Genomic DNA, 24480 nt, shown 5'->3' on the forward strand with positions numbered 1-24480 from the left:
TAGTGGATGGGTTGGTAGATAAATGTCTAACGCATTATGCACGATTTGTTGGCGCTGACAAAGGTGGAACTTTTTCATCTAAAAGCGTTAGATAATCGGTCGGTGACATAGGTTTGTATAAGTGATAACCCTGTCCAACTTGGCATTGCCATTGTTTTAATAACTGCAATATCTCTTCTGATTCTATACCTTCTGCAACACTAACAATATTCAGAGCCTTGCAGAGATCTATCATATTGCGACATAAGGTCTGGCTTTGTGAATCGTTTAGTAAGTTCATCACGAAGAACTGGTCAATTTTTAACTCATCTGTTTCTAAGGCTACGAGGTTTTGCATAGAGCTATAACCGACACCAAAATCATCGATGGCAAGCCTAAAGCCTGCTTGATGTAGCTGTTTAACGTTGTCATGAACTATATCGTTATTTTGAAAAATACTGGTTTCAGTGATTTCTATTGTGAACTTGCTGGCCGCTAAACGGTACGTTTGAAGTTGATCAATAACGCGCTTGGCAAAGCCTTCTTGTAGTAAATCCAACGCAGATATATTGATGGATAGGCTTTGTAATGATAAAGCTTTAGGGTGTTCTGATGTCCAATGAAACACTTTTTCAAACAACATATCGGTGAGCTTATATATAAGACCAGTTTGTTCTGCTAGCGGAATGAACTCTGCTGGTGATACTTGCCCTAAATGTTCATTGTGCCACCGAATAAGCACTTCACCACCGATAATACTTCGATCAACTAATTTGACTTGAGGCTGAATGTGAAAATAGAGCTTTTCATGTTCAATATCATTTGTTAACTGAGTAATTAAGCCCAATTGATGAGCGTGGTTACTTTTTAGATTATCGGTAAATGCAACCCAGCTCCCAGACGAATAACTAACAGAATGATTGGCGATGAGTGCATTTTGATAAAGCTTGTCTAGATCTAATCCTTGTGAAGGGTAAAGAGCACTACCAATTTTGTACTGATGCCTGAAATGAATTTTGTTAACCAATGTTGGGGCATCGAGAATTTCTTGAATGTGAAGTATTTGTTGTTTTATTTGCTCTGGCTTTGTACTAATCAAAATAATGTTGGTTGCCGTTATCCGAATGACTTTGTAACTGTTTTTATTGGGTAAAGGGAAAGATAAAATGCCTTCCATGTTTATCAATTGTCGTTGAATATTTTGAATTACTTCTGATATAGCGGAGTCTGCTTTTGCGGGACCAAAGGCTTGGCATAGAGTTTGATAGTTACTGATGTCTATCATGATAAGTGCTAGCTGTGGTGGATTTTTCGCCATTTCTGCAACTAATGCTGGCAACTTACTGAAATAGTAGGTTCGATTCGGTAAACCTGTTGGTGAATCGGTTAGTGCCTGCAGTTTTCGATTGCGTTCAAATTGTTTCGCTTTATCAGCAAAGGCAAAAGAAAAACCAAGTAATTGAAGTATGCTAAACACAGGAAGAATCGACTCTGTGATGAAGTTTATTGGCAGTATTTTCCAAAAAATTAGCGTGTTTAGTATGCTGCCGATGATCAAAAAGAACCAAGAAAATAGATAAAATCGAACTGCTATAAAACCCTTAACATAAGCCTTTATGCCCCAATAGGTACAAATCAGAAACATGAAAATTTCTATTGCAGCAAAAAGAAAAGCCACGTTTTTTACTGATAGCAATTGAGTAAATATTAAAAAAGTGATGAAAATAGAATCGCCATATTTTCTAATCAATGACTCAGGGGAGGGGATTTGAACTTCTTTTAAAAAACGCAGACTGAAGCGAAAGAGTATCCAGGCTCCTATGCCAAATATGACAAATAGGTTTTTAATAATCCATTGACTAACCTCTTCTGAAAAAATCCAACGACTGAATCCAGTAACAACAGATAGGGCAATAAATATGACGATGTTTAAGCCTAGGTAGTAAATGAATCCGGGCTGTCTGAGCAAGATAAAAACAAATACGTTGTGGGCGAGTAAAATAGCCAAGCTACTGATGATAAAGGTCCAGAAAATGAGCTTTTGCTCTTTTTTTGTTTCGGCACTTTTATTGTCAAACAACTTAAATGGCGTCAGTAGTGGGCTGTTACCCTGCTTGCGTATTAATAGGGTTGTATCATCATGATCTGAGAGTAAAATTGGGATCCAAATACCTTCGTAGTGCGGCGTACCACCTTGCCAGTTTTCTAAAGCGCCTCTTTTCCATTGAGCTTGAAGTTGCGAGCCATGGAATAAATAAAAATCTAGATATTCAATTACGTAGTAATTTAAACCAAGATAAATCGATTTCTTTGCATTTGGTGTTGTTACTTTTGGGAAACTTAATTTATGCCAATAAGCATCTTTCGAAAAACCTTGAGATTCGTCATATGTAGTTTGTTTGAATTTACCTGTTAGTAGGGCATCCTGAGCAGAGATAGCATGTGTTTCTTTGAATGTTGGAATAGGTGTATTGATTTTTTCCTCTATCTTTCCTGAGAGCATTACACCTTGCGCCCACAATGATGATGCTAGAAAAAGGAATAAAAGAGTACATCTGGATACCATTCCTGCTGTTCCTAATTGAAAATTTGATGGTTAGTGTGTTTGCTTTAGAGCAATCATATTGCTGTGTTAAGGTGGCAGCTTGTAAGACTTTACTTGCAATCCTATTGGCTTTCTTAAAATATAGGCCACATTTTTCATCTCTGTACACTGTTTAGGATTTTTATGAGCGACAAACTTACTCACTTAGATCATCAAGGCCATGCACACATGGTCGATGTCTCTGATAAGGACATTACAAAGCGCACTGCGACTGCTCAGGCTATTCTTTTAATGCAACCTACGACATTAACGAAAGTAATAGAAGGAGGCTTGCCGAAAGGTGATGTGTTGGCAACGGCACGTATTGCTGGTATTCAAGCTGCCAAGAAGACGTCTGACTTAATTCCTTTGTGCCATCCCTTAATGCTAACGAAAGTGACGGTAGATATTAATGTCATCAGCGATTGCGAGTTGGAAGTGTTATGTACTTGCTCTCTATCGGGTAAAACAGGTGTTGAAATGGAGGCGCTAACGGGAGCTAGTATCGCAGCCCTAACACTTTATGATATGTGCAAAGCGGTTGATAAGGGCATAGTTATTCAACATGTGTCTTTGTTAGAAAAAAAAGGTGGCAAAAGTGGCAATTGGAGTAAAGGAAATGCCTAAGGTTAGAGTGGTTTTTTTTGCATCTCTTAAAGAAAGCATTGGGCAGAGTGAATATATCGCAGAGTTAGCATTACCTTTGAGCATTAGTGAATTAAAACATCAATTAGCCAATGAATTAGATAATGGACAGGCGCTTCTTGCAAAAGGAATTCAATCCTCAATTGATTTTGAATTCGCAAGGGACTTAGATGTTGTGCCTAATACTGTTAATGAAGTGGCTTTTTTTCCACCAGTCACCGGAGGTTAAATGATTCTTGTACAGGAAGAGGATTTTCAAGTTGATACTTTATATAAAAGTTTACTGAAAGCTAATCAAACAGGTGCTGTGGCTATGTTTGTTGGGTTAGTGCGCCAGTTTTCGGACTTACCCAAAGAAGCTTGCAGCTTCGAGCTTGAGCATTATCCAGGAATGACTGAGCGGAATTTACAAGCTATTGTTGACGAAGCTAATGCTCGTTGGCCTTTATTAGATGTTTGTGTTGTACACCGTGTGGGTCGTTTGTCAGTTGATGATCAGATTGTTTTTGTTGGTGTCAGTGCATCTCATCGGGCCGAAGCTTTTCAAGCGTGCGATTTTATAATGGACTACCTAAAAAGCCGAGCCGCGTTTTGGAAAAAAGAATCTGAAGGCTCACAAAGTCATTGGGTAGAAGCTAATACTAATGACGAAGAAAGTCTGGAACGCTGGTCTAAATAGCACAACTCACAATAAAGAGAAGTGCTGGTTCTTGTTGTGAGTGGTAGTTAATGAGGCCGAAGCGTTTTCTTTCGGCCGCTAGCATGACGTTCTCGATATTCTGTATCAATGTATTTATCAGTCGTGGCCATGCTGGCATGGCCGGCATCTTCTCTAACATGTTCTTTTGGCCTTGTTTTTACGTCTTCTGATATGCCTGTGTGGCGTAACCAATGGACGGTTGCTACGCGGAGGTCGTCTGCATCGGCTTTCATGCCATCTTCACACATGCGCTCGTAAGCCTTGTCAAAGCAGAGCTGAACTATGTTGCGAACCTGTCTTGAGCTTGTCATTGCACCTTGGCCGCGATTTTTAGGTACGAGCGGTGTGTTTTCTGCAATGGTTGGCAGTAATGGCAGATCACGGAACTGTCGATAGCGTTTTAATGCATTCAACATGTCATCAGATACAGCTACAAGTCTTTCTTTGTTGCCTTTTGAAAGAACTTTAAACCACCAATGTCCGTCAGAGTCTTTTATGAAGTCTCCCATAACGGGCGCAGATCGTTCATCGGCGACGAGTTCAGAAATTCGTAAATACATACCGAGTAGGGCGTTCATGATAAATAGAGTGCGTTCGTGATGTGCTGGGTCTTCTTCTGCCAACATTTCAGCGGTTTCGATTACATAATCCCATTGTAAATTTGAAATGCGTCTTACTTGTTTGCGTGTCACTTCTTTTTTAACGAATTTACTTTTTTGACGAATTAGAGCAACTGGATTCTGTTGGGCGGCATCTTCTTGCATAAGGAAGCCATAATAAGACGATAAAATAGAAAACGTTGCTCGAATAGCAGCTTGAGATAATGAATGTTGTTTTATTTCTGGAATATCGCCGTTTTTAAATTCTAACTTACTAACGTGGGCAACAAATGGGCGCCAATCTTTATTGGCAGATCTTTGTCCCATGTGCAATTTAAAACGAGCAACGTTTTTTGTACCGATCCAGCTTTCTGGCGGTGATATACAAAAGTGTATGAATTCTTCAATTTGGTCGCGCCGTAACTGAGTAGTTGGGCAGTTGGCTATATTCCATGACCAAAGTAGTAATCGTTCAACTTCCCGGCGGTATGAATTAAATGTTGCCAGAGAACCGTTGTAGCTATAGATAAAGCACAACGCGAGCTGAAGATCTCGACGATACTCAGGGTCATTAAGTTGAGGGGTTGTTTTTTTTAGATGGTCGGCAATGCCTTCGAACTGAGTAAAAGGATTGGGTAAATGTTCCAAATTATCTATTAAAGCAAGCGGAGTCATAATCTTTTATATCCAAACAGATGATCCATATTAGCAAATTTTTCGATCTATCCCTATCGATTTGTCCTCAACCTGTATTCGGCCTATGTCAGGCGGTCATAGTTTGTCTTTTTATTCCTTATTCAGTGGTCTTTTAGTCTTATTTATTTAGCTTTGTACCTATTTTGTGTGATTTTTAAGCAATCTTACATTTATTAATTCGTATTTGAAACAACAGTGGAAGGTAAGGTTTGGGGCTTTTTATATTTTTATAAAAGACTATTATGAATTTATCGAAACGTTACACAAATTTAGATTTTAAATATAAACGAATATTCTCTCAAGGAGATAAATATGAAAACTTTTACTAAAACAACTCTAGCTCTATTAGCTGCTTCTGTAATGACAACAGCTGCGTTTGCTGAAACAGGTACTGAACGTGTTCAAAGTGCAAGAGGCAGTGTTGAAGCATTAGGTGCTACTTTAGAAAATATGGGTGCTACTGTTGATACTAGTGTTGATTTAAATGGTGCTTATACTTTTGATCAAAAAGCAGCTGTTTATAAAGCTAAACATAATGAGCTTCAAGCACAATTTGATTCTCTACATGCTCAATCAGCTGAATAATTATCTTTTGATTAAAACTAAATTTATTACTATTTAATATTAAGGTGACTAATATGAAAACTCTAAATAAAACTATCCTAGCTCTATTAACGGCTTCTGTAATGACAACTTCTGCTTTTGCTGAGACTGGTACTGAACGTGTTCAAAGTGCAAAAGGTAGTGTAGAAGCGTTGGGGGCAACTCTAGAAAATATGGGTGCTAATGTAGATACAAGCGTTGATTTAAACGGTGCTTATACTTTTGATCAAAAAGCGGCAATTTACAATGCAAAACACGAAGAATTGCAAAGTCAATTCGATGCATTACGCGCTCAATCAGCTGAATAATATACGCATTAATAGATTATAGAGGACAACACTATGAAAACTTTAAACAAAACGATTTTAGCATTAGTTACAGCATCTGTTATGGCTACAAGCGCGTTTGCTGCTTCTGGCGAAAACCCAACTGACCGTATTCAAAGTGCGAAAGGTAGTGTAGAAGCATTGGCTGTTACCCTTGAAAACATGGGTGCAGACGTAGACACTAATGTTGACTTGAATGGCGCATACAGCGTTGATCAAAAAGTTTCCGCTTACAAAGCTAAGCACGCTGAATTGCAAGCACAGTTTGATGAGCTTCACGCTCAATCTGCAGAGTGATGCTGCTGATTTGCTGTCGATAAAAAAGCCAAACTTCTAGTTTGGCTTTTTTATGTCTATTTTTTAGTTGTTATTTTCTTCGTCTAGATCCTCTTGTTTTTCTGCTTCATTAATGATTTTAAATCTTGCCGATGTCTGTTGAATGGTGTTTTTTTCATTCTCTTTTGCATCATTTTCAGCACGTTTAATTAGATACTCTGCTGTCTTGTCTTTTCCTTGGCTGAAGTCTAATAATGCTCGATAGTTTAGTGCCATAGGTATGTTATTTATAGACTGGTAATATTGGATGTTTGCTCTCCAAATTAAGCGCTGCTCATAGATATAGTTAGAATAAACTGAAATAGGTTTTGATTTTTTTAATTCTGCATCTAACATCGAAAAAGGGATGTTTTTTGGTGCAAGTTCCAGTCGCATATTAGTAATTTTAAGCCCTTGATCTTTTTTTCCTGCAGCCGCATAACTTAGAGCTTCTAGGTAGTCCGTAAATTGATTGTGATTTTCTAGTTTTTTTAAATAATCTAGAGCACGGTCAGGAGATTGAATGAGATAGGAGAAAAGCCCTTTGGCAAAAATCTTCGCATCGTTGTCTTGAATCTTTTGGTCTAAATAGATGAATGGCTTATCTTCAATGCCGGCTCTGTAAGCTAGTAGAGTTGCTCTAAAATATTCAAAGTCTGTTGTTGTCTTGTTACTTAATATTGTTTCTTTAGTTGCAGTACTAAAAGAATCAGATAGTCTTGAATTAGGTGACGGGTGAGTCGATAAAAATTCTAGTTTTGGACGGCCTAATGCTTTTTTAAAGAAAGCCTGAAATAGTTTTGTCATTCCTTCTGGGGCGAGCCCTGCGTTGATTAAATATTCACGACCGCGACGATCTGCTTCTTGTTCTTGGTTGCGGCTATAGGTTAGAGTGTTTTCCGCTTGGTTGGCGATGCCTCCCAACCAAAGTGCTGTTGTTGCATCACCACCAGCTCCAGCTAGGGCTGCAGCAATACCAGCTCCCAGCATTACTAATGTTTTTTGTAATTCTTCACCTGAATGTTTGGTCTGGCGCTCGTAATGCCGAAGATCTAGGTGGGCGACTTCGTGCGCCAATAGACCAAATAACATATCTTCACTGGTAATCATTTCCATAATGTCTGAGTAAATGAAAAGGTGATTGCCAGGAATGACAAAGGCATTGCTCTGGGAACTATTTAAAAGTGTCATTTCGACTGTGGTGTTATAAAGATTCGTTTGTGGAAGAATCCGCGATAACGCATCTTTCAAATAGTCGTAGGCTGGGGGGAAATCGATTAATGCCCGACTGCCATTGAGCTTGCGAAACCAATATTGTCCTAGTATGTAAGATGGGTTCGATAGGGCTCTTTCATCTTTGTTTGCTTCTAAATCAGGGATGCTCGCAGAGCTTACACTGGATAAAGTGCTTGTAAAAACAACAGCTAAGATGGTTAAGCCTGTTGTAAGGTTTGAAAATAGTCTCATAATATGGCTAATGCATTTATTGGGTAAATTATAAAATGATGATCAATCTAGGCAATCAGTATGACGTAATCTTGGATGCAAGAGAAGATCGTTGCCCAATGCCTTTGTTAAAGGCGAAAATGGCGTTAAGTAAGATGGCGGTTGGAGAGTGTTTATGTGTGACGACCTGTGATGCAGGTTCGTTAAAAGATATTCCTCAATATGTTGCTCTTGTCGGATTCTCTTTATTGTCAACATGTGAAGACAATGATGTATATACCTTTGTGATTCAGAAAAGCTGAAACGGACTCGATATGTTTAAAATTGTTGATACGCTGATTAAACGGTATTTTTCTAATGAAGAAGTGGTGGTCTTTCTTTTATTGATGATTGCTACACTTTGTGTGTTGGCATTTTGGGGCGGGATTCTAGCGCCAATTTTGATAGCTATTGTTTTAGCATTTCTATTGCAGGGGTTAGTTGATAGGTTGCAACGACTTAGACTAGGTCATCTTCCTTCTGTTTTTATTGTGTTTTTTAGCTTCCTGACAGCATGCAGTGTTTTTATCGGTGTCATGGTTCCAATAATATGGCGTCAGGCTGTGCGACTTGTCCAAGACGCTCCAAGGATGTTTACGGTTATCCGTAATGAAGTACAGCAGTTTGCTGATGGGCACAGTGAACTTGTTAGCCAAGCGGCAATAGATGAAATAACCAACTCACTAGCTAACGAATCAACAAATCTTGGGCAATGGTTGTTGTCTTTTTCATTGTCGAGTATTCCGTCATTGTTTTCTGTCGTAATTTATGTGGTATTGGTGCCTTTGGTGATTTTTTTCTTGTTAAAAGACCAAAGCAAAATCCTTAGTTATTTGACGTCATGGTTGCCAAAAGAAAGAAAAATGATGCGCAATATTGCCCATGAAATGAATGGACAAATTGCAAATTATATACGTGGTAAGTTTATTGAGATGTTCGTCGTTGGCGTGGTGACTTATGTTGTCTTTTTAGTATTTGGTTTAAAGTACGCAGAATTGCTGGCTTTGCTTGTTGGTTTATCAGTATTGATTCCTTACATTGGGGCGGCTGCCGTTACTATTCCGGTTGTATTGGTGGCTTTCTATCAATATGGCACACAGAGTGAATTTATTTATGTGGTGGTTGCATATTTAATTGTTCAAGCACTGGATGGTAATGTGCTTGTTCCTTTGCTTTTCTCAGAGGCTGTGAATCTGCATCCGTTGGCTATCATTGTCGCGGTGTTGTTCTTCGGTGGTATATGGGGGTTCTGGGGGATATTTTTTGCGATCCCACTGGCTACTCTGGTAAAAGCCATTATTAATGCTTGGCCAAGTCAGGAACAACTAACCTCTTAGTCATTTTTTTAAAACTAACCAACTAAAAGGCTCACTCTTAAATTTTAGAGTGAGCCTTTTTTGTATTAGAGGCGTTGTGTCTAGAAAAACCTTACTTTAAGACGGATGCGATTAAAATACTAAATGGAGGAAGTATGACAGTGTTGCCGTCTATGTATCCGCTGTGTATTGCTTCTGGCAATGTTAATGCTGATAGCTTAAATTCGATTGGCAAAATGATGTCTTGGTTGGCGGTATTGATGGCCACATAAAGGCGCTTGCCTTTATAGCTGCGCAAAAATGTCAGCGTTGTCTCATCGTTGTAGATAAATTTAATGTCACCATGACGTAACTCCGGATGATTGCGTCGTATATGAAGAAAGTCGCGATAAGCATGCAAAACGGAATGGCGGTTGCCTTCTTGTTCACTAACCGCTAATGCTAGCTGATCTTTTGCAATAGGTAGCCACGGTTGAGTGGATTGAGTAAAACCTCCCAATGTTTCGTTTTTCCATGGAATAGGGGTCCTGCAACCATCTCGGCCTTTAAACTCTGGCCAAAAGGCAATGCCAAAAGGATCAACTAGTTGGTCAAATGTTAGTTCAGCCTCAGGCAGTCCAAGCTCTTCACCTTGATACAAGCAAACACTACCTCGTAAAGTTAAAAGCATCGCCATGTAGATTTTGCTTTTGGCAATCGGGTCGTGATTGTTGCCCCAGCGGGTTGCTACTCGTTCTACGTCATGATTACCTATCGACCAACAAGGCCAGCCATCGCCTAACCCCGCTTCTATTGTTTCCATTGTGTTGCGTATGTGCGTCATAGAAGAATCATGCGTTAATAGATCGAATGAGTAGCACATATGCAGCTTGTCTTTGCCTTGCGTATAAGCTGCCATGGTTTCTAATGCAAAATCGCATCCCACTTCACCAACTGTTGTGGTGTTTGGGTATTGATCTAACAAGCTGCGTAAGCGTTGTAAAAAGGTAATGTTTTCAGGTCGGGATTTATCATACAGGTGTAGTTGATAGGCATATGGATTATCCAGGCGAACACCGATACTGCCTTCAACCACTTCTTTTTTAGGTGGGTTACTTCTTAGCTCAATGTCATGATAGTAATAATTTGCTGTATCTAGTCGGAAGCCGTCTACACCGCGTTTTAGCCAGAACTCGACGGTGTCAAGTAGAGCATCGACGACATCAGGGTTGTGGAAGTTTAAGTCAGGTTGGCTGTCTAAAAAATTATGAAGGTAATATTGGCGACGACGGCTGTCCCAATGCCAAGCCGGACCACCAAAAACAGATAGCCAATTGTTAGGAACAGTACCGTCAGGGTTAGCATCAGCCCAAACATACCAATCAGCTTTGTCGTTGTCGTGACTATTGCGCGATTCTACAAACCAAGGATGCTGATCTGAACTGTGATTTAGAACTTGGTCGATCATCACTTTAAGGCCATGATGATGTGCTGAAGTAATCAGCTCATCAAAGTCAGCTAGGTTGCCGAAAATAGGGTCTACGTCGCAGTAGTCGGAAACATCGTAACCAAAGTCTTTCATTGGCGAAGTGAAAAAGGGCGATAACCAAATAGCATCAACACCTAATGAAGCGATGTATTTCATCTTCGCAGTGACACCAGGAAGGTCGCCGATGCCATCGTTATTTGAGTCGAAAAAACTACGAGGATAAACTTGATAGATTACTGCGCCACGCCACCATTCTTGTTTGTCTGTCATGATTGTCCTCGCTGTAAAATAGGAATATTTCTGATATAAGCATTAACAGAATTGCTTAAATTTGTAGAGGATTTACGCCATTACCTGTCGTGCTTTTTCACAATATTTCCAGCATACTTAATCATTATAGTTAATGCATGATCTTTGTTGTCTTATTTGGCAGTAAACATCACAATTTTTTGGAGCCCTGATGTTTTCTGAAAATGCTCGTCCTGTCGCTTGGCCTTTATTTTTCTTTTATTTTTTCTTCTGCGCGCTTGTTGGCGTGATGATGCCTTATATATCGCTGTATTATAAATCGATTGGCTTAACGGCTTCTGAGATTGGCCGCTTGATGTCTACATTTACTTTATCTGGCATACTGATTCCACATTTTTGGGGCTGGTTAACGGCGAAAGTAGGTTTACCAAAGCGGATCTTACAAATAGCAATACTAGGTTGTTTTATTGCTGTTATTCCATTCAATTGGAATGACCAGTTTGAAACATTATGGCTGCTAACTTGTACTATGGCGCTGTTTTATTCTGCTTTGATACCAATGACAGATTCGTTAGCGGTTAGAAGCATTCGCCAACTAGATGTGCCTTATACGCGCTTAAGGGTAGGTGGTTCGATTGGTTATGTCTTTGCGGTGACGGGCGCTGGCTTTTTGATCGGTCAGTTTGGTATTGGCATTGTTATTCCCACAATGTGTGTGTTTTTGGCGCTTGCCGTTGTCACTTCGTTTTTTATTAAAGAGCAGGCTTACGAGGTTCATACGCAAAAGGCCACGACTTCTTTTCTGTCCTTGCTTAGAACGCCTGAGTCCATGTTGTTTTTCGGATTGGCTTTTTTGGCTTTTATGTCTCATGCCCCTTTTAATGTGTTTTTTGCTGTCCATCTGTCGAACTTAGGCTACAGCGGTCAGTACATAGGCTTGTTAATGGCTTTGGGGGTGGTGATTGAAATTTTCTTGTTTTTATTCTTCGGTAATACCATCAAGCGTTTTGATGTGGTTCACATCATCACCCTTTGTTTTATTTGTGGCATCGTTCGTTGGTTTCTGGTGGGGTGGTTTGCATCGGTAGTTTGGGTGCTTATTCTAACTCAGTTACTTCACTGTATTACCTTTGCTTTGTTTCATATGGTGTCCATCGAACAGATTCGACGTCTTTTTCCAGAACGTTTTGCTGGTCAAGGGCAAGCCATGTACAGCGCTTTTGCTATAGGATTGGGCGGCGGGCTAGGAATGGTTATTTCTGGATATTTATGGGAATGGATCGGTGGAGCATGGGTTTTCACTTTGGCTGCTTGTGTTAGTGCGCTGGCGCTAACGATTCTTTTAATTAGTCAGCGCCGCTAGTTAGTCAAGGTGTTATTATCTATAAGCTGCTGCCATCGCTTTTTAATAATTCAATAAAGGCAATGGCTGCACGGCTTAATGTTCTTTGTTTGTGGTGAATGACCCCTAGTTTCCTTTCTACGTTCAAATCCGGCAAATTCAACACTACTAGCTTTTCATCAACTAAGGTAGAAGGCAGTAGTGACCATCCCCAACCAATATTCACCAGCATTGCCAATGTTTCTAAATTGTTCGTATTCATTCGTACTTGGGGCTTTAGTCCTTGTTTACCAAAGGCTTGCTCGGCAATTTGTCTAGTGAAGGTATTTTTATTAGGTAGAACACAAGCATGTTGGGCTAATTCAATTAGGCTCAGATTTTTAGAAAGTGCAAGAGGGTGATCTTTACTGACGACGCAAGTGAGTGGGTCAGACCAAATAGGCAGAGACTCAATGAGCGGATTTTCTTTGTTGGATAACGTAATGATCCCAAGTTCTGCTCGCCCTTTCAGAACATCTTGGTAGGCTTCTTCAGATTGCGCAAATTCAATTTCCAATTGCGCGCTGGGAAAATCTTCTTGAAATCGTTTTAACGATTTAGGTAAACGATGCAAGCCAACGTGATGGCTGGTGGATATGCGTAATTCACCGCTTACGTCCTGCATCTGTAATGTCATGCTGCGTTTTATATCTTGTAAGTCTTCCGCCATTTTTCGAGCTTTGGGTAATAGACGAATGCCAGCTTCGGTTAATTGAACCTGGCGACCGATGCGATCAAAAAGCCGAACGCCTAAGCTGCTTTCCAGCGCGGCGACGCGTTTACTAACGGCTGGTTGCGTAACAAAAAGCTGTGTACCAGCTTCTGAGAAGGAGCTGGTTTCGGCGACTTTTATAAAGGTAAGCAGTTCGGCAATATCTATCATTCCAAAAAATTATCCAAAACATGAAAAATATGAATTTGAGTAATTTAAGCCAAAGTTTTAGGATAGCGCAATAGATTTCTGAGGAGAGAACTTATGTCCGGTAAAACCCTTTATGACAAGTTGTGGGATAGCCACCTTGTTCAGCAACGAGATGACGGCAGTGCATTGATTTATATTGATTTGCAATTGCTCCATGAAGTGACATCACCGCAAGCTTTTGAAGGGCTTCGATTGGCTGGGCGTAAGCCTTGGCGTGTGTCTTCAAGTTTGGCAACGCCAGACCATAACGTACCAACGACCAAGAAAGAACGTATTTCTGGCGTAGATGGTATTGCTGATCCAGTATCTAAAATCCAAGTAACAACGTTAGATGATAACTGTAACGAATTCGGCATCACTGAATTCAATATGAAAGACATTCGCCAAGGAATCGTTCACGTAGTTGGGCCAGAACAGGGTGCAACGCTTCCAGGTATGACAGTGGTTTGTGGTGATTCCCATACATCGACACATGGTGCATTTGGTGCTTTGGCGCATGGTATCGGTACGTCTGAGGTTGAGCATGTATTGGCAACTCAGTGCTTAGTACAAAAGAAAAGCCGCAACATGTTGGTTCGTGTTGATGGTGAATTATCGCTTTGGGTGTCTGCGAAAGACGTTGTTTTGGCGATTATCGGTGCGATCGGTACAGCGGGTGGTACTGGCTACGCGATTGAATTTGGCGGCACTGGCATCCAATCATTATCCATGGAAGGCCGTATGACGGTTTGTAACATGGCGATTGAAGCGGGTGCTCGTGTTGGCTTGATTGCTGTTGATGCGACGACGATTGAATACGTCAAAGGTCGTCCCTATGCACCAAAAGGCGAGCATTGGAAAATGGCTGTTGAGGCGTGGAAAGATCTTGTATCTGACAAAGATGCACAGTTCGATGAAGTTGTTGTAATTAAAGCCGAAGATATCAAGCCACAAGTAACCTGGGGAACTTCCCCTGAAATGGTTATCGCCATTGATGAGCCAATTCCACGTGCAGAAGATCAAAAAGATCCAGTGAAAAAAGAAGGTTACGCTCGAGCTTGGAAATATATGGGGCTCGAAGGTAAATCTATGTTGTCTGACATTGTGCTAGACCGCGTTTTCATTGGTTCCTGTACGAACTCGCGTATTGAAGACCTTCGCATTGCTGCTCAGGTTGTCAAAGGCCGTAAAGTGGCATCAACACTTAAGCAAGCTATTGTTGTTCCAGGTTCTGGTTTAGTCAAAGCACAAGCTGAAAAAGAAGGCTTGCATGAGATTTTTGAAGCGGCTGGATTAGAATGGCGTGAGCCTGGTTGCTCTATGTGTTTGGCAATGAACGCTGACAAACTTGGTTCTGGGGAACATTGTGCGTCAACTTCAAACCGTAACTTTGAAGGTCGTCAGGGCTTTGGTGGTCGTACGCATTTGGTTAGTCCTGCGATGGCTGCGGCGGCTGCGATTGCTGGTCACTTTGTTGATGTTAATGAGTTTGTTAAACACTAGGAGAGAAGAGCATGCGTCCTTTTACTAAACACACAGGTTTAGCCGCTCCTTTGGATTTGGCAAACGTTGATACCGATATGATTATTCCTAAGCAGTTCTTGAAATCCATCAAGCGTACGGGCTTTGGTAAAAATTTATTTGATGAGCTTCGTTATGAAGACGAAGGCCAGCCGGATCAAGAATGCGATGGTCGACCAATACGTAAGGATTTTGTGCTGAACCAAGATCGCTATAAAGGTGCGAGCGTATTATTGGCTCGACAAAACTTTGGTTGTGGTTCTAGCCGTGAGCATGCGCCTTGGGCATTGGATGATTATGGTTTTCGCGCGATTATTGCGCCAAGCTTTGCTGATATCTTCTATAACAATTGCTTCAAAAATGGCTTGTTGCCTATCGTTTTACAAGCAGAAGAAGTAGATCAATTGTTTGCAGAAGTGGCATTGCGCGAAGGTGCTCAAGTGATTGTCGATCTTGAAAAACAAACGGTCACATCGCCTTCTGGTGCGACATTTGAGTTTAATGTCGATAACTTCCGTAAACATTGTTTGTTGAATGGCTTGGATGATATTGGCTTAACCTTACAACAAGATTCTGCGATTCGCCGTTACGAAGAAAAACGTATGAATGATGCGCCTTGGCTTTTCTTGCCACGCGGTCAGTAAATAAAAGACATAGCTTTTAAGGGTTTAAAATGACTAAAAATGTATTGGTATTACCGGGTGACGGTATTGGTCCAGAAATCGTTGCGCAAGCGGTTCGTGTGTTAGATGCGGTGAACGAACAGTTCTCATTGAATATTCAGCATGAAAGCGCCTTGGTTGGTGGTTCTGCTTACGATGAAACGGGTTCACCATTGCCAGAAGCGACATTAGCAAAAGCGAAAGCAGCAGATGCTATTTTGCTTGGGGCTGTGGGGGGTCCTAAGTGGGATAAGTTAGACATGTCTGTTCGCCCTGAAAAAGGCTTACTTGGCTTACGTTCTAATCTTGAGCTGTTTTCGAATCTTCGTCCTGCAATTTTGTACCCGCAGCTAGCGGATGCGTCTAGTTTGAAACCAGAAATCGTTGCTGGCTTGGACATCCTTATTGTTCGTGAGTTAACGGGTGGTATTTATTTCGGTCAACCTCGTGGTATTCGTGTATTAGAAAATGGCGAACGCGAAGGCTTTAATACTTATGTTTACAATGAGTCAGAAATTCGTCGCATCGGTCGTTCAGCTTTTGAAGCGGCTCGACAACGTGGCAAGCGCGTCTGTTCAATTGATAAGTCCAACGTGCTAGAAGTAACGGTTCTTTGGAAAGAAGTTATGGAGGAAGTGGCGAAAGAGTATCCAGACGTCGAATTGACTCATATGCTAGTAGATAATGCTGCAATGCAGCTTGTTCGTGCACCAAAACAGTTTGATGTAATGGTTACTGGTAATATGTTTGGTGATATCCTTTCTGATGCTGCTGCCATGTTGACAGGTTCTATTGGTATGCTACCTTCTGCTTCTCTAAATGCTGAAGGTCGCGGTATGTATGAGCCATGTCACGGCTCTGCGCCAGATATTGCAGGCAAAGGAATCGCTAACCCATTGGCGACAATTTTGTCAGTTGCTATGATGTTGCGTTATTCTTTAGACGCAAAAGATGCGGCGGATGCTATTGAAGCGGCAGTAAGTAAGGTTCTAGATCTAGGTCTAAGAACGGCAGATATTGCATCAAAAGGATGCGAAACGGTTAGTACGCAAGCCATGGGCGATGCCGTTCTAGCAGCATTAAAAGCTTAATATCATAACGATATTGGGTATTCATTAGGGATACTGCTCTTGGTATGAGTGGCCCCACAAAAAAAGGTAACGTTAACCATGTCAAAACAAACTGTAGGTTTAGTCGGATGGCGCGGAATGGTCGGTTCCGTGTTGATGCAACGAATGATGGAAGAAAAAGACTTTGATCATATTGATCCTGTTTTCTTCACTACATCTCAAACGGGGCAGAAAGGTCCAGAAATTGGTAAAGATATTCCATTACTTCAAGATGCAAGCGATATTGAAGCATTGAAAAAGATGGATATTATTATTACCTGTCAAGGCGGGGATTACACCAAGGCTATTTACCCACAGTTGCGTAATGCTGGTTGGAAAGGTTACTGGATCGATGCGGCATCTTCTCTACGTATGGATAAAGATGCCATTATCGTGCTTGATCCTGTTAACTTAAATGTTATCAAGCAAGGTTTGAGCAATGGCGTAAAAACGTTTGTTGGCGGTAACTGTACCGTTAGTTTGATGTTATTGGCGCTAGGTGGGTTGTTCGAGAAAGGTCATATTGAATGGATGACCTCTATGACTTACCAAGCCGCTTCTGGTGGCGGTGCACGCCACATGCGTGAATTAATCAATCAAATGGGCATGCTGCAAGATTCTGTTGCCGGAGAGCTCGCTGATCCTGCTAGCGCGATTCTTGAAATTGATCGTAAGGTCGCAGAAACAATGCGTTCTGGTAAATTGCCTACTGATCAGTTTGGTGTGCCACTGGCTGGCTCTTTGATTCCTTATATCGATAGTCAGCTTGATAATGGTCAAAGCCGCGAAGAGTGGAAGGCACAGGCTGAGTGTAACAAGATCTTAGGTATTGATGGAAAACCAATACCAGTTGATGGTCTCTGTGTTCGTATCGGTGCGATGCGTTGCCATAGTCAGGCTTATACTATCAAGCTAAACAAAGACATTCCTGTTGCGGACATAGAAGGCATGCTCGCTCAGCATAACGATTGGGTGAGTGTGGTTCCTAATGATAAGCAAGCGACTATGGAGCGTTTAACTCCGACAGCGGCAACAGGTACATTGAACATTCCTGTTGGCCGTATTCGTAAGTTGAACATGGGGCCTGAATATATCAGCGCTTTCTCTGTTGGTGACCAGCTATTATGGGGTGCAGCAGAGCCATTACGTCGCATGTTACGCATCTTACTAAATGACTAGATACATCTAGTTTGGCTTTAAATGAAAGCGCCAGTCATTCGTGACTGGCGCTTTTTTTTGCTTGCTTGGTGGGTAAGGGCATGATGTTATCAATGAGTTGCATGCTCCATTTATTGATATGTAGGATTACGTGGCCAAGACAATATAGAAGCTCTAGGAGGGTGTGTGTTATCAAGATTACCAAAGTGGGTAGAGTACGGTGCATTTTTGCTCGCTTTGATCGCTGGAAGTGTTAATGCCGTTGCTTTATTGGGTTTTCAACATCAGGCCGTGTCGCATTTATCGGGGACTGCTACACTTATAGGTAGCGCGTTGTTAAACCCAATACCTGAGACACTTTTGCATCTAATTGGAATACTGCTAAGCTTCTTATTTGGCTCTGCGCTTTCTGGTTTTATGTTGACGGGAACATCGTTGAAACTGGGTCGCTTGTACGATGTCTTATTAATTGTTGAGGCCGCTTTTTTATTAATTGCTATGTATTTTTTGTTAAGTAATCATACCTCTGGACATTATTTCGCGTCAGCAGCTTGCGGCCTGCAAAATGCTCTTGCAACGACCTACAGCGGTGCTGTAGTGCGAACAACTCATTTAACAGGGATCTTTACGGATTTAGGGATTATGTTGGGAGGGGCTTTGCAGGGAAAGACTCTTGATAAACGCAGAGCTTTTTTGTTTATCATCATAGTGACAGGTTTTATTTTTGGCGGATCAATAGGCGCATGGCTATTTCATCAGTTTAGTTTTTATGCGTTATCTGTACCGGCTGGATTGTGTGTATTTCTTGCGATTCTCTATCGGTTGTACAGTAGCCGTTTGATGCGAGATGTAGAGCCAGTTTAGGCAAAGAAAATGGCTATTTAGATTTGTTATGGTGATGCTTGAGTTTGTTGCAGGGAAAATAATTGCATATTTTAAAATAATATAGACTGAAATGTTTGCTAGATATTTAGACTTATGATATTGATATATAAAGTGTTTTAAGGAGGTTTATTTGTGTTGGAATGTAAATTATTGGGTTCGTTCATGATCTTGAACAAGTATTTACAATCTGAGCATTGAAATCTGATCATACCATCCTTAGATTATAGGTAAGGGCAGCAGAGGAGGAACAAGACTTAAGTTAATAAAAAAACCTGACCAAAACAGAAGGAAATTCTCTATGTATACATTGAATATTAGCGGTCACCACGTCCAATCTGGTGAAGAAGTTCAAGAAGTAGTAAAAGAAAAAATGGATCACTTGGCGCGTATCAATAATCAGATAACCACCATTAATGTGACCTTAAATACAGAGAAGCATGGGACTCATGAATTAATAGTAGAAGCCAGTGTTCATATTCCTGGTCATGACCTTTTTGCAATGGTACAAACAGATAAACAACTCAAACCTGCCCTTGACATGTTAGTTGGCAAGTTGGAGAAACAGTTAATTAAACATAAAGCGAAACATGCTGGTCGACAGCACCATATTAACGCTAAGGATGTGGAAAGCCCTATAGAGCGTCAGCTGCAAGCTGAATTTGATGAGCTTGTTGAGCGTGAAGTTATTTAGTTAACCAAATCTTCTAGGATAAAGCCTCGCTTATGCGGGGCTTTTTTGTTTTTGTTGGTCGCTATCTTGTAAGTTACTGGTTTTATCGTTTTAGCCCAATAAAAAAATGCCGGTGTTAACCTCTACGCATTGCCTGTAAGGCTTTTTGTAGATTAACACCGGCATTGCATCATATTAGCAATATGATTTTACTGTAGGGTTTAGATGTTGTTTACAGGAATAAACTCTACTGGAGCCATTGTCATTGCATCTAGCGGTGGAGCGAAATCCGTTAGTGTAATGCCTGCTACAGCAGCTTTGTATTCTTCTAATGTTGGGAAACGTCCCAATATTGTAGAAAGTACAACGACTGGAGTGGAGCCAAGCAAAGATTCGCCTTTCTTCTCTTTAGAATCCGCTACAACACGACCTTGGAATAATCGAGTAGAGGTCGCAATAACCGTATCGCCTGGCTCTGCTTTCTCTTGGTTACCCATACACAAGTTACATCCAGGGCGTTCCAAGTACATGATGTTTTCGTATTTAGTACGTGCTTCGCCTTTTGGTTTAGCATCGTCAAATTCAAAACCAGCATATTTCTTCAGAATATCCCAGTCACCCTCTGCTTTTAGCTCATCAACGATGTTATATGTTGGTGGCGCAACAACTAGTGGCACTTTGAATGATACGCTACCATTTTGTTTTTCAAGGTTGCGAAGCATTTGAGCGATGATCTGCATATCGCCTTTGTGAACCATACAAGAACCAACGAAACCTAGATCAACAGGTTTATCTTTATAGAAAGATATTTGGCGAATCACATCGTGAGTGTAACGCTTAGAAACGTCATCGTTGTTAACGTCTGGATCGGCAATCATTGGTTCAATGATTTCATCAAGGTCAACAACGACATCAGCATAGTAATGGGCATTGTTGTCTGGAACCAAGGCAGGTTGTTCGCCTGAAGTGATACCGGCAATACGCTTGTCAGCAAGAGCAATCAAGCCATGAAGCGTTTGAGCTTCATTCTCCATGCCTTTATCAATCATGATCTGAATGCGTTTTTTTGCTAATTCAAGCGATTGAATAAGAGTCTTGTCTTGAGAAATACAGATGGAAGCTTTTGCTTTCATCTCAGCAGTCCAGTCAGTAAAGGTGAACGCTTGGTCAGCCATCAACGTGCCGATGTGTACTTCGATTACACGACCTTGGAATACGTTTTCGCCGCCAAATTGTTTAAGCATCTGAGCTTGCGTAGCGTGTACAACGTCACGGAAATCCATGTGGCTCTTCATTTCGCCTTTAAAGGTTACTTTGACAGATTCAGGGATTGGCATAGTTGCTTCACCTGTCGCTAAAGCCAACGCAACTGTTCCAGAATCGGCACCAAAAGCGACGCCTTTAGACATGCGAGTATGAGAGTCACCACCAATGATGATCGCTGTGTCATCAACAGTAATATCATTCAAGACTTTATGAATAACGTCAGTCATTGGAGGATAAACGCCTTTTGGATCACGACCTGTGATTAATCCAAATTTGTTCATAAAAGACATAAGTTTTGGAATGTTAGCTTGCGCTTTTGAATCCCAAACAGACGCAGTGTGGCAACCAGATTGGTAAGCACCATCAACGCTTGGAGAAATGACAGTAGCTGCCATAGACTCTAATTCTTGGGCCGTCATTAAGCCAGTCGTGTCTTGCGAGCCAACAATGTTTACTTTTACGCGAACATCAGACCCAGCGTGTAGTGCTTTTTTAGATTTAACACCCACTGCATTTTTGTTGAAGATTTTCTCAACTGCCGTTAGACCTTGGTCATCATTAGATATTTCTTGTGCAGGAGCATAGACAGTAGGCGTTGGGATACCTAGTGTTTCAGCGGCAAACGTTTGTAGTTTCTTGCCAAAGACAACAGCGTATGAGCTACCGGCTTTCATAAACTCAACTTGTTGTGGAGTGAAAGCGGAAGAAACATCGACTAATTCTTTATCGCCGTTGTAAAGTTTCTTTTCTTTAGTGTTGATTGTTAAAACAGTACCTGTCTCTACTGAGTAGGCTTGCTCAAGAACTGTATCGCCATTAGCATCAAGAACTGGTTTACCATTAGCATCCACTTTCTTAACCCAGTTTTTCAGGTCTAGACCGATACCGCCAGTAACACCAACAGTCGTCATGAAAATTGGGGAGATGCCGTTCGTGCCCGCAACAACTGGAGCAAAGTTCACGAATGGAATGTATGGGCTTGCTTGTTGACCAGCCCAAAGCGCGACGTTATTTACGCCAGACATACGTGAAGAACCAACGCCCATTGTGCCTTTTTCTGCGATAAGCATAACTTTCGCTGTTGGGTGTTTGATTTGTAATGCTTTGATTTCTTGCTGAGCTTCAGGTGTGATCATGCACTTACCGTGAAGTTCACGGTCAGAGCGTGAGTGAGCTTGGTTACCTGGAGATAGCAAATCTGTAGAGATATCACCTTCAGCGGCAATGTAAGTTACCACTTCAATTTTTTCGCTGATGTCAGGAAGCTTAGTGAAAAACTCTGCTTTAGCGTAGCTTTCTAAAATGTCTTTAGCGATAGTGTTACCAGCTTTGTAATCTGATTCTAGGCGCTCCATATCTGCTTCATACAGAAATACTTGGGTTTTTAAAACTTCAGCAGCAGGAGTTGCAACAGAGGAATCATCTGACAATGCAAGGTCAATCAATACTTCAACTGATGGACCGCCTTTCATATGAGAAAGTAGTTCTAGAGCGAACTCAGGTGAGATTTCTTTTACATTACTTTCGCCTAGGATAATTTCTTTCAAGAATTCTGCTTTAACGACTGCAGCGCTTGTTGTGCCAGGCAAGGTGTTGTAGATGAAAAAGTCTAGAGATTCTTTACGGTGTTCATGCTCGGTGTCTTTGATTTGAGCGATGATTTCAGATAATAAGTCGCCGCCATCAATCGGTTTAGGATGCAATCCCTGGCTTTTACGATTCTCTATTTCTTGTAAGTACTCTAAATATAAGCTCATTTGCACCTCTGAATAATAATTTACGATAATGTTATGTGCTAATAATGGAATTTAGGTTAACTATATTTGCCCTAAAGAAAATAGTGCGACTAACCTTATTTCTTCATTCCTTTGATTAGCTGTTTCTATACAGATCGTTTTTTTGCATCAAGGGGTAGATGCAGGGATGTCCCCCAATACAAGTCTTTCGACCTGTCTACAATATGTTATTAGCATATTGATTCCCCTTAGTTTAATTTTTTGACTTTACAGATCTCAATGTTAAAAACGCCGACTTGCTTTAAAACAAAAAATAAGTCGTGAGATGCTTTTATCATTTTTTGATGCACTTATTTTATAGAAAAAAAGCGCTCAAGACTTACTATGCGCCATAACAATTTCGAATAGGTGACATTTAGCGGAATTATTCTGATTTAGCTAAATCATCAGCTTGCTGAATAATCCTCACCACCCTAAAGCCCCAATTGCTGGCTTTTAAATCAGGTTGAGCTCTATAACGAGTAGAACTACGGCCAACTCGTGGGATATCAAACCAAGATCCTCCCCGAAGTACTCTGTTATCACATTGATTGGCTAACCAAACCTGATTTTTAGTTGGCGCACCGTCATACGTGTCGTGATAGCAGTCTTCTACCCATTCTGCGACGTTACCGTGCATATCAAATAAGCCTAGTGGATTACTCGCTTGACTGCCAACTGGCGCAGACGATATGCCGTCCCACTTGCTCCCACAGCTATCACAGACGCTATAGCCTTGTTTTACATTATCGCCATACCAGAAGGCGGTGCTTGAATCTGCTCTGGCGGAATACTCCCATTCTATTTCTGTTGGCAAACGGTATTCAGCATTCGTCTCGCTAGATATCCAAGCAGTGTAGGCCTTGGCATCGTGCCAGCTGACATTAATGACGGGGCGTTCTCCTCGCCCCCAACCATTGTCTGGAGGAAGTTCTCTATTGGTCGCTTTGGCGAATTTGTCATATTGGTCAAAGGTGACTTCATATTTACTGATGTAAAACCCATTAGGTATGTCGACTTCATGAGCCGGTTTCTCATTATCGTCACCCATATGACCTTGATCGCCCATAATAAAAGTCGCAGGAGGGATTTTTTCAATTTTAGGTGCTGTGCCACCAGATATGAGGGGTTCTTCTAATACTTGTGGCAAGGCTTCGAATGGCGTTTCTATTACAACTTCCGGTTGTTCTGCTTTAGGAGTAATAACCACCTTTTCAGGTGGTGGTGAATCAGGCCATAGGACAATCGCCGCAATAAGGCTTGTGGCGATAAAAGCGCCAGCACCAAGAGTGATGGGCGACACAGTACGAATATAGCGTTTCACTGCTCGTTTTGTTGCTGAACTATCACTTACTTCTGGTTTATAAAGATTCGCTCGGATGATCCGAATTACTTCGGTTAAGGATTTAGGGCGGTGGCGTTCGTTTTCACGACTCCATTTTAGTAAACGGCTCCATGTAGCATCGCTTAAATTAGGGTGAGTATCTGGAAGTCCAGTAGTGAAATCTTTATCAAGAATAGACTCGCCCAATAGTGCAGCCATCAAGAGGCGCATAAAAGCAAAGCTATCTGAAGCGGGTGTGCGCTGTTGCTCTTTTTTTAGATATTCAGGAGGAAAAAAACGAGAGTCCATCTCACTGGACTCAATTCTTTTCATCCAGTTATGCGAACCAAACCCTGTCATTAAACCTAGTCCATTCACTACATGGATAGAGTTTAAATCTAAATGACCATGGAATAGACCGTTACGATGGACTTGATCCAATGCCTTGGCAATATTGTCGAATAAGCTAATGACAACATTAAGAGGTGCTCCGTCAGGATATTTGCCTAAAAAGCTGTAGAGGTTTTCACCACCACAGACAGCAGAACATGAAAAAACCCACAAATTAGAATAAAAAGGCGGGTAATTTGGAGTGATTGCAGGGTGTTTTACGCTGGCGTATTTCCTAGAGTTTTGTAAAAAATCTTCAACCTTTCCTTTGCTAGATTGAAAGAAACGCAGCACAAAAGGGCGCCCACCCTGATCTGCAACCCAAGTGGTTTTATGGCTATCCATAGGGTAGTTTAAAACATACGGATCTAGCTCGACGCCAACATGTTGGCCAATTTTCAGTTTTTTGGGGTCATAAAAATCATTCATTACGAATTTGATATCCAAATCAAGACGTTGCTGCCTAAGTGCTT

22 protein-coding genes are annotated in these 24480 nt (G+C 41.2%); 15 read left to right on the forward strand and 7 right to left on the reverse strand.

Annotated elements, in window-relative coordinates:
- Positions 1–34: 34 nt before the first annotated feature.
- Positions 35–2482 (reverse strand): EAL domain-containing protein, encoded by a 2448-nt coding sequence (locus KPL72_RS03970; protein WP_249422090.1) that lies wholly within the window; start codon positions 2480–2482, stop codon positions 35–37.
- 225 nt (positions 2483–2707) lie between these two features.
- Between KPL72_RS03970 and moaC the strand changes: the two genes are divergently transcribed.
- From moaC to KPL72_RS03985, 3 genes are read left to right on the forward strand one after another with little or no spacing between them, the layout of a single operon-like run.
- The gene (moaC, locus tag KPL72_RS03975; RefSeq protein WP_212918733.1) at positions 2708–3190 is read left to right on the forward strand and encodes a cyclic pyranopterin monophosphate synthase MoaC; all 483 of its coding nucleotides are present in this window, start codon (positions 2708–2710) and stop codon (positions 3188–3190) included.
- Positions 3162–3437: a MoaD/ThiS family protein gene (locus KPL72_RS03980; protein ID WP_346729491.1), complete on the forward strand. Its 276-nt coding sequence runs from the start codon at positions 3162–3164 to the stop codon at positions 3435–3437. Before moaC ends, KPL72_RS03980 begins: the two co-directional genes overlap by 29 nt.
- Positions 3438–3887, forward strand: coding sequence for a molybdenum cofactor biosynthesis protein MoaE (locus KPL72_RS03985; RefSeq protein ID WP_219701955.1), 450 nt, complete (start codon positions 3438–3440; stop codon positions 3885–3887).
- 47 nt (positions 3888–3934) lie between these two features.
- Here the strand turns inward: KPL72_RS03985 and KPL72_RS03990 are convergent, their stop codons facing one another.
- Positions 3935–5182 carry a tyrosine-type recombinase/integrase gene (locus tag KPL72_RS03990; protein WP_219701956.1) on the reverse strand — a complete coding sequence of 416 codons (1248 nt, stop codon included), beginning with the start codon at positions 5180–5182 and terminating at the stop codon, positions 3935–3937.
- Between the two features lie 333 nt (positions 5183–5515).
- On the opposite strand from KPL72_RS03990, the gene KPL72_RS03995 reads away from it, so the two are divergent.
- Genes KPL72_RS03995 through KPL72_RS04005 form a run of 3 tightly spaced genes read left to right on the forward strand, consistent with a single transcriptional unit; the run spans position 5516 to position 6429 of the window.
- A complete protein-coding gene (locus tag KPL72_RS03995; RefSeq protein WP_219701957.1) occupies positions 5516–5788 on the forward strand; it encodes a hypothetical protein in 273 nt (90 codons plus the stop codon).
- A gap of 53 nt (positions 5789–5841) precedes the next feature.
- Positions 5842–6114, forward strand: coding sequence for a hypothetical protein (locus KPL72_RS04000; RefSeq protein WP_212918738.1), 273 nt, complete (start codon positions 5842–5844; stop codon positions 6112–6114).
- 33 nt (positions 6115–6147) lie between these two features.
- The gene (locus tag KPL72_RS04005) at positions 6148–6429 is read left to right on the forward strand and encodes a hypothetical protein (protein ID WP_212918739.1); all 282 of its coding nucleotides are present in this window, start codon (positions 6148–6150) and stop codon (positions 6427–6429) included.
- A 63-nt stretch (positions 6430–6492) separates the two neighbouring features.
- Here the strand turns inward: KPL72_RS04005 and KPL72_RS04010 are convergent, their stop codons facing one another.
- Positions 6493–7698: a M48 family metallopeptidase gene (locus KPL72_RS04010; protein WP_249422091.1), complete on the reverse strand. Its 1206-nt coding sequence runs from the start codon at positions 7696–7698 to the stop codon at positions 6493–6495.
- Positions 7699–7949: 251 nt separating this feature from the next.
- Here KPL72_RS04010 and KPL72_RS04015 point away from each other — a divergent pair, with 251 nt between their 5' ends.
- Both KPL72_RS04015 and KPL72_RS04020 read left to right on the forward strand, forming a co-directional pair.
- Complete coding sequence (locus KPL72_RS04015; protein ID WP_219701959.1) at positions 7950–8195, forward strand: sulfurtransferase TusA family protein; 246 nt, start codon at positions 7950–7952, stop codon at positions 8193–8195.
- A 12-nt stretch (positions 8196–8207) separates the two neighbouring features.
- Complete coding sequence (locus tag KPL72_RS04020; protein WP_212918742.1) at positions 8208–9269, forward strand: AI-2E family transporter; 1062 nt, start codon at positions 8208–8210, stop codon at positions 9267–9269.
- 91 nt (positions 9270–9360) lie between these two features.
- On the opposite strand, the gene KPL72_RS04025 is transcribed toward KPL72_RS04020, so the two are convergent.
- On the reverse strand, positions 9361–10986 hold the full coding sequence (locus KPL72_RS04025) for an alpha-amylase family glycosyl hydrolase (protein ID WP_219701960.1): 1626 nt from the start codon (positions 10984–10986) through the stop codon (positions 9361–9363).
- Between the two features lie 190 nt (positions 10987–11176).
- On the opposite strand from KPL72_RS04025, the gene KPL72_RS04030 reads away from it, so the two are divergent.
- Complete coding sequence (locus KPL72_RS04030) at positions 11177–12328, forward strand: MFS transporter (RefSeq protein ID WP_212918744.1); 1152 nt, start codon at positions 11177–11179, stop codon at positions 12326–12328.
- A gap of 19 nt (positions 12329–12347) precedes the next feature.
- Here the strand turns inward: KPL72_RS04030 and KPL72_RS04035 are convergent, their stop codons facing one another.
- Positions 12348–13229, reverse strand: coding sequence for a LysR family transcriptional regulator (locus KPL72_RS04035; protein ID WP_212918745.1), 882 nt, complete (start codon positions 13227–13229; stop codon positions 12348–12350).
- Positions 13230–13322: 93 nt separating this feature from the next.
- Between KPL72_RS04035 and leuC the strand changes: the two genes are divergently transcribed.
- The 6 genes from leuC (at position 13323) to hpf (ending at position 19273) form a co-directional block, all read left to right on the forward strand.
- Complete coding sequence (leuC, locus tag KPL72_RS04040; RefSeq protein ID WP_219701961.1) at positions 13323–14750, forward strand: 3-isopropylmalate dehydratase large subunit; 1428 nt, start codon at positions 13323–13325, stop codon at positions 14748–14750.
- Between the two features lie 11 nt (positions 14751–14761).
- Positions 14762–15412, forward strand: a complete 651-nt coding sequence (gene leuD / locus KPL72_RS04045) for a 3-isopropylmalate dehydratase small subunit (protein ID WP_212918747.1) — start codon at positions 14762–14764, stop codon at positions 15410–15412.
- A 29-nt stretch (positions 15413–15441) separates the two neighbouring features.
- Positions 15442–16521 carry a 3-isopropylmalate dehydrogenase gene (leuB, locus tag KPL72_RS04050; protein ID WP_219701962.1) on the forward strand — a complete coding sequence of 360 codons (1080 nt, stop codon included), beginning with the start codon at positions 15442–15444 and terminating at the stop codon, positions 16519–16521.
- A gap of 78 nt (positions 16522–16599) precedes the next feature.
- Positions 16600–17718 (forward strand): aspartate-semialdehyde dehydrogenase, encoded by a 1119-nt coding sequence (gene asd / locus KPL72_RS04055; RefSeq protein WP_219701963.1) that lies wholly within the window; start codon positions 16600–16602, stop codon positions 17716–17718.
- 165 nt (positions 17719–17883) lie between these two features.
- Entirely contained in the window at positions 17884–18561 is a 678-nt protein-coding gene (locus tag KPL72_RS04060; protein ID WP_212918750.1) for a YoaK family protein, read from the forward strand.
- 319 nt (positions 18562–18880) lie between these two features.
- The gene (gene hpf, locus KPL72_RS04065) at positions 18881–19273 is read left to right on the forward strand and encodes a ribosome hibernation-promoting factor, HPF/YfiA family (RefSeq protein WP_212918751.1); all 393 of its coding nucleotides are present in this window, start codon (positions 18881–18883) and stop codon (positions 19271–19273) included.
- 200 nt (positions 19274–19473) lie between these two features.
- Here the strand turns inward: hpf and KPL72_RS04070 are convergent, their stop codons facing one another.
- Together KPL72_RS04070 and KPL72_RS04075 are read right to left on the reverse strand one after the other, a co-directional pair.
- Positions 19474–22275: a bifunctional aconitate hydratase 2/2-methylisocitrate dehydratase gene (locus KPL72_RS04070; protein WP_219701964.1), complete on the reverse strand. Its 2802-nt coding sequence runs from the start codon at positions 22273–22275 to the stop codon at positions 19474–19476.
- 403 nt (positions 22276–22678) lie between these two features.
- Positions 22679–24436 carry a formylglycine-generating enzyme family protein gene (locus tag KPL72_RS04075; RefSeq protein WP_219701965.1) on the reverse strand — a complete coding sequence of 586 codons (1758 nt, stop codon included), beginning with the start codon at positions 24434–24436 and terminating at the stop codon, positions 22679–22681.
- Between the last annotated feature and the right edge of the window lie 44 nt (positions 24437–24480).

It is taken from the genome of Marinomonas lutimaris (assembly GCF_019426345.1).
In the GTDB taxonomy this organism is placed as follows: Bacteria; Pseudomonadota; Gammaproteobacteria; order Pseudomonadales; family Marinomonadaceae; genus Marinomonas; species Marinomonas lutimaris.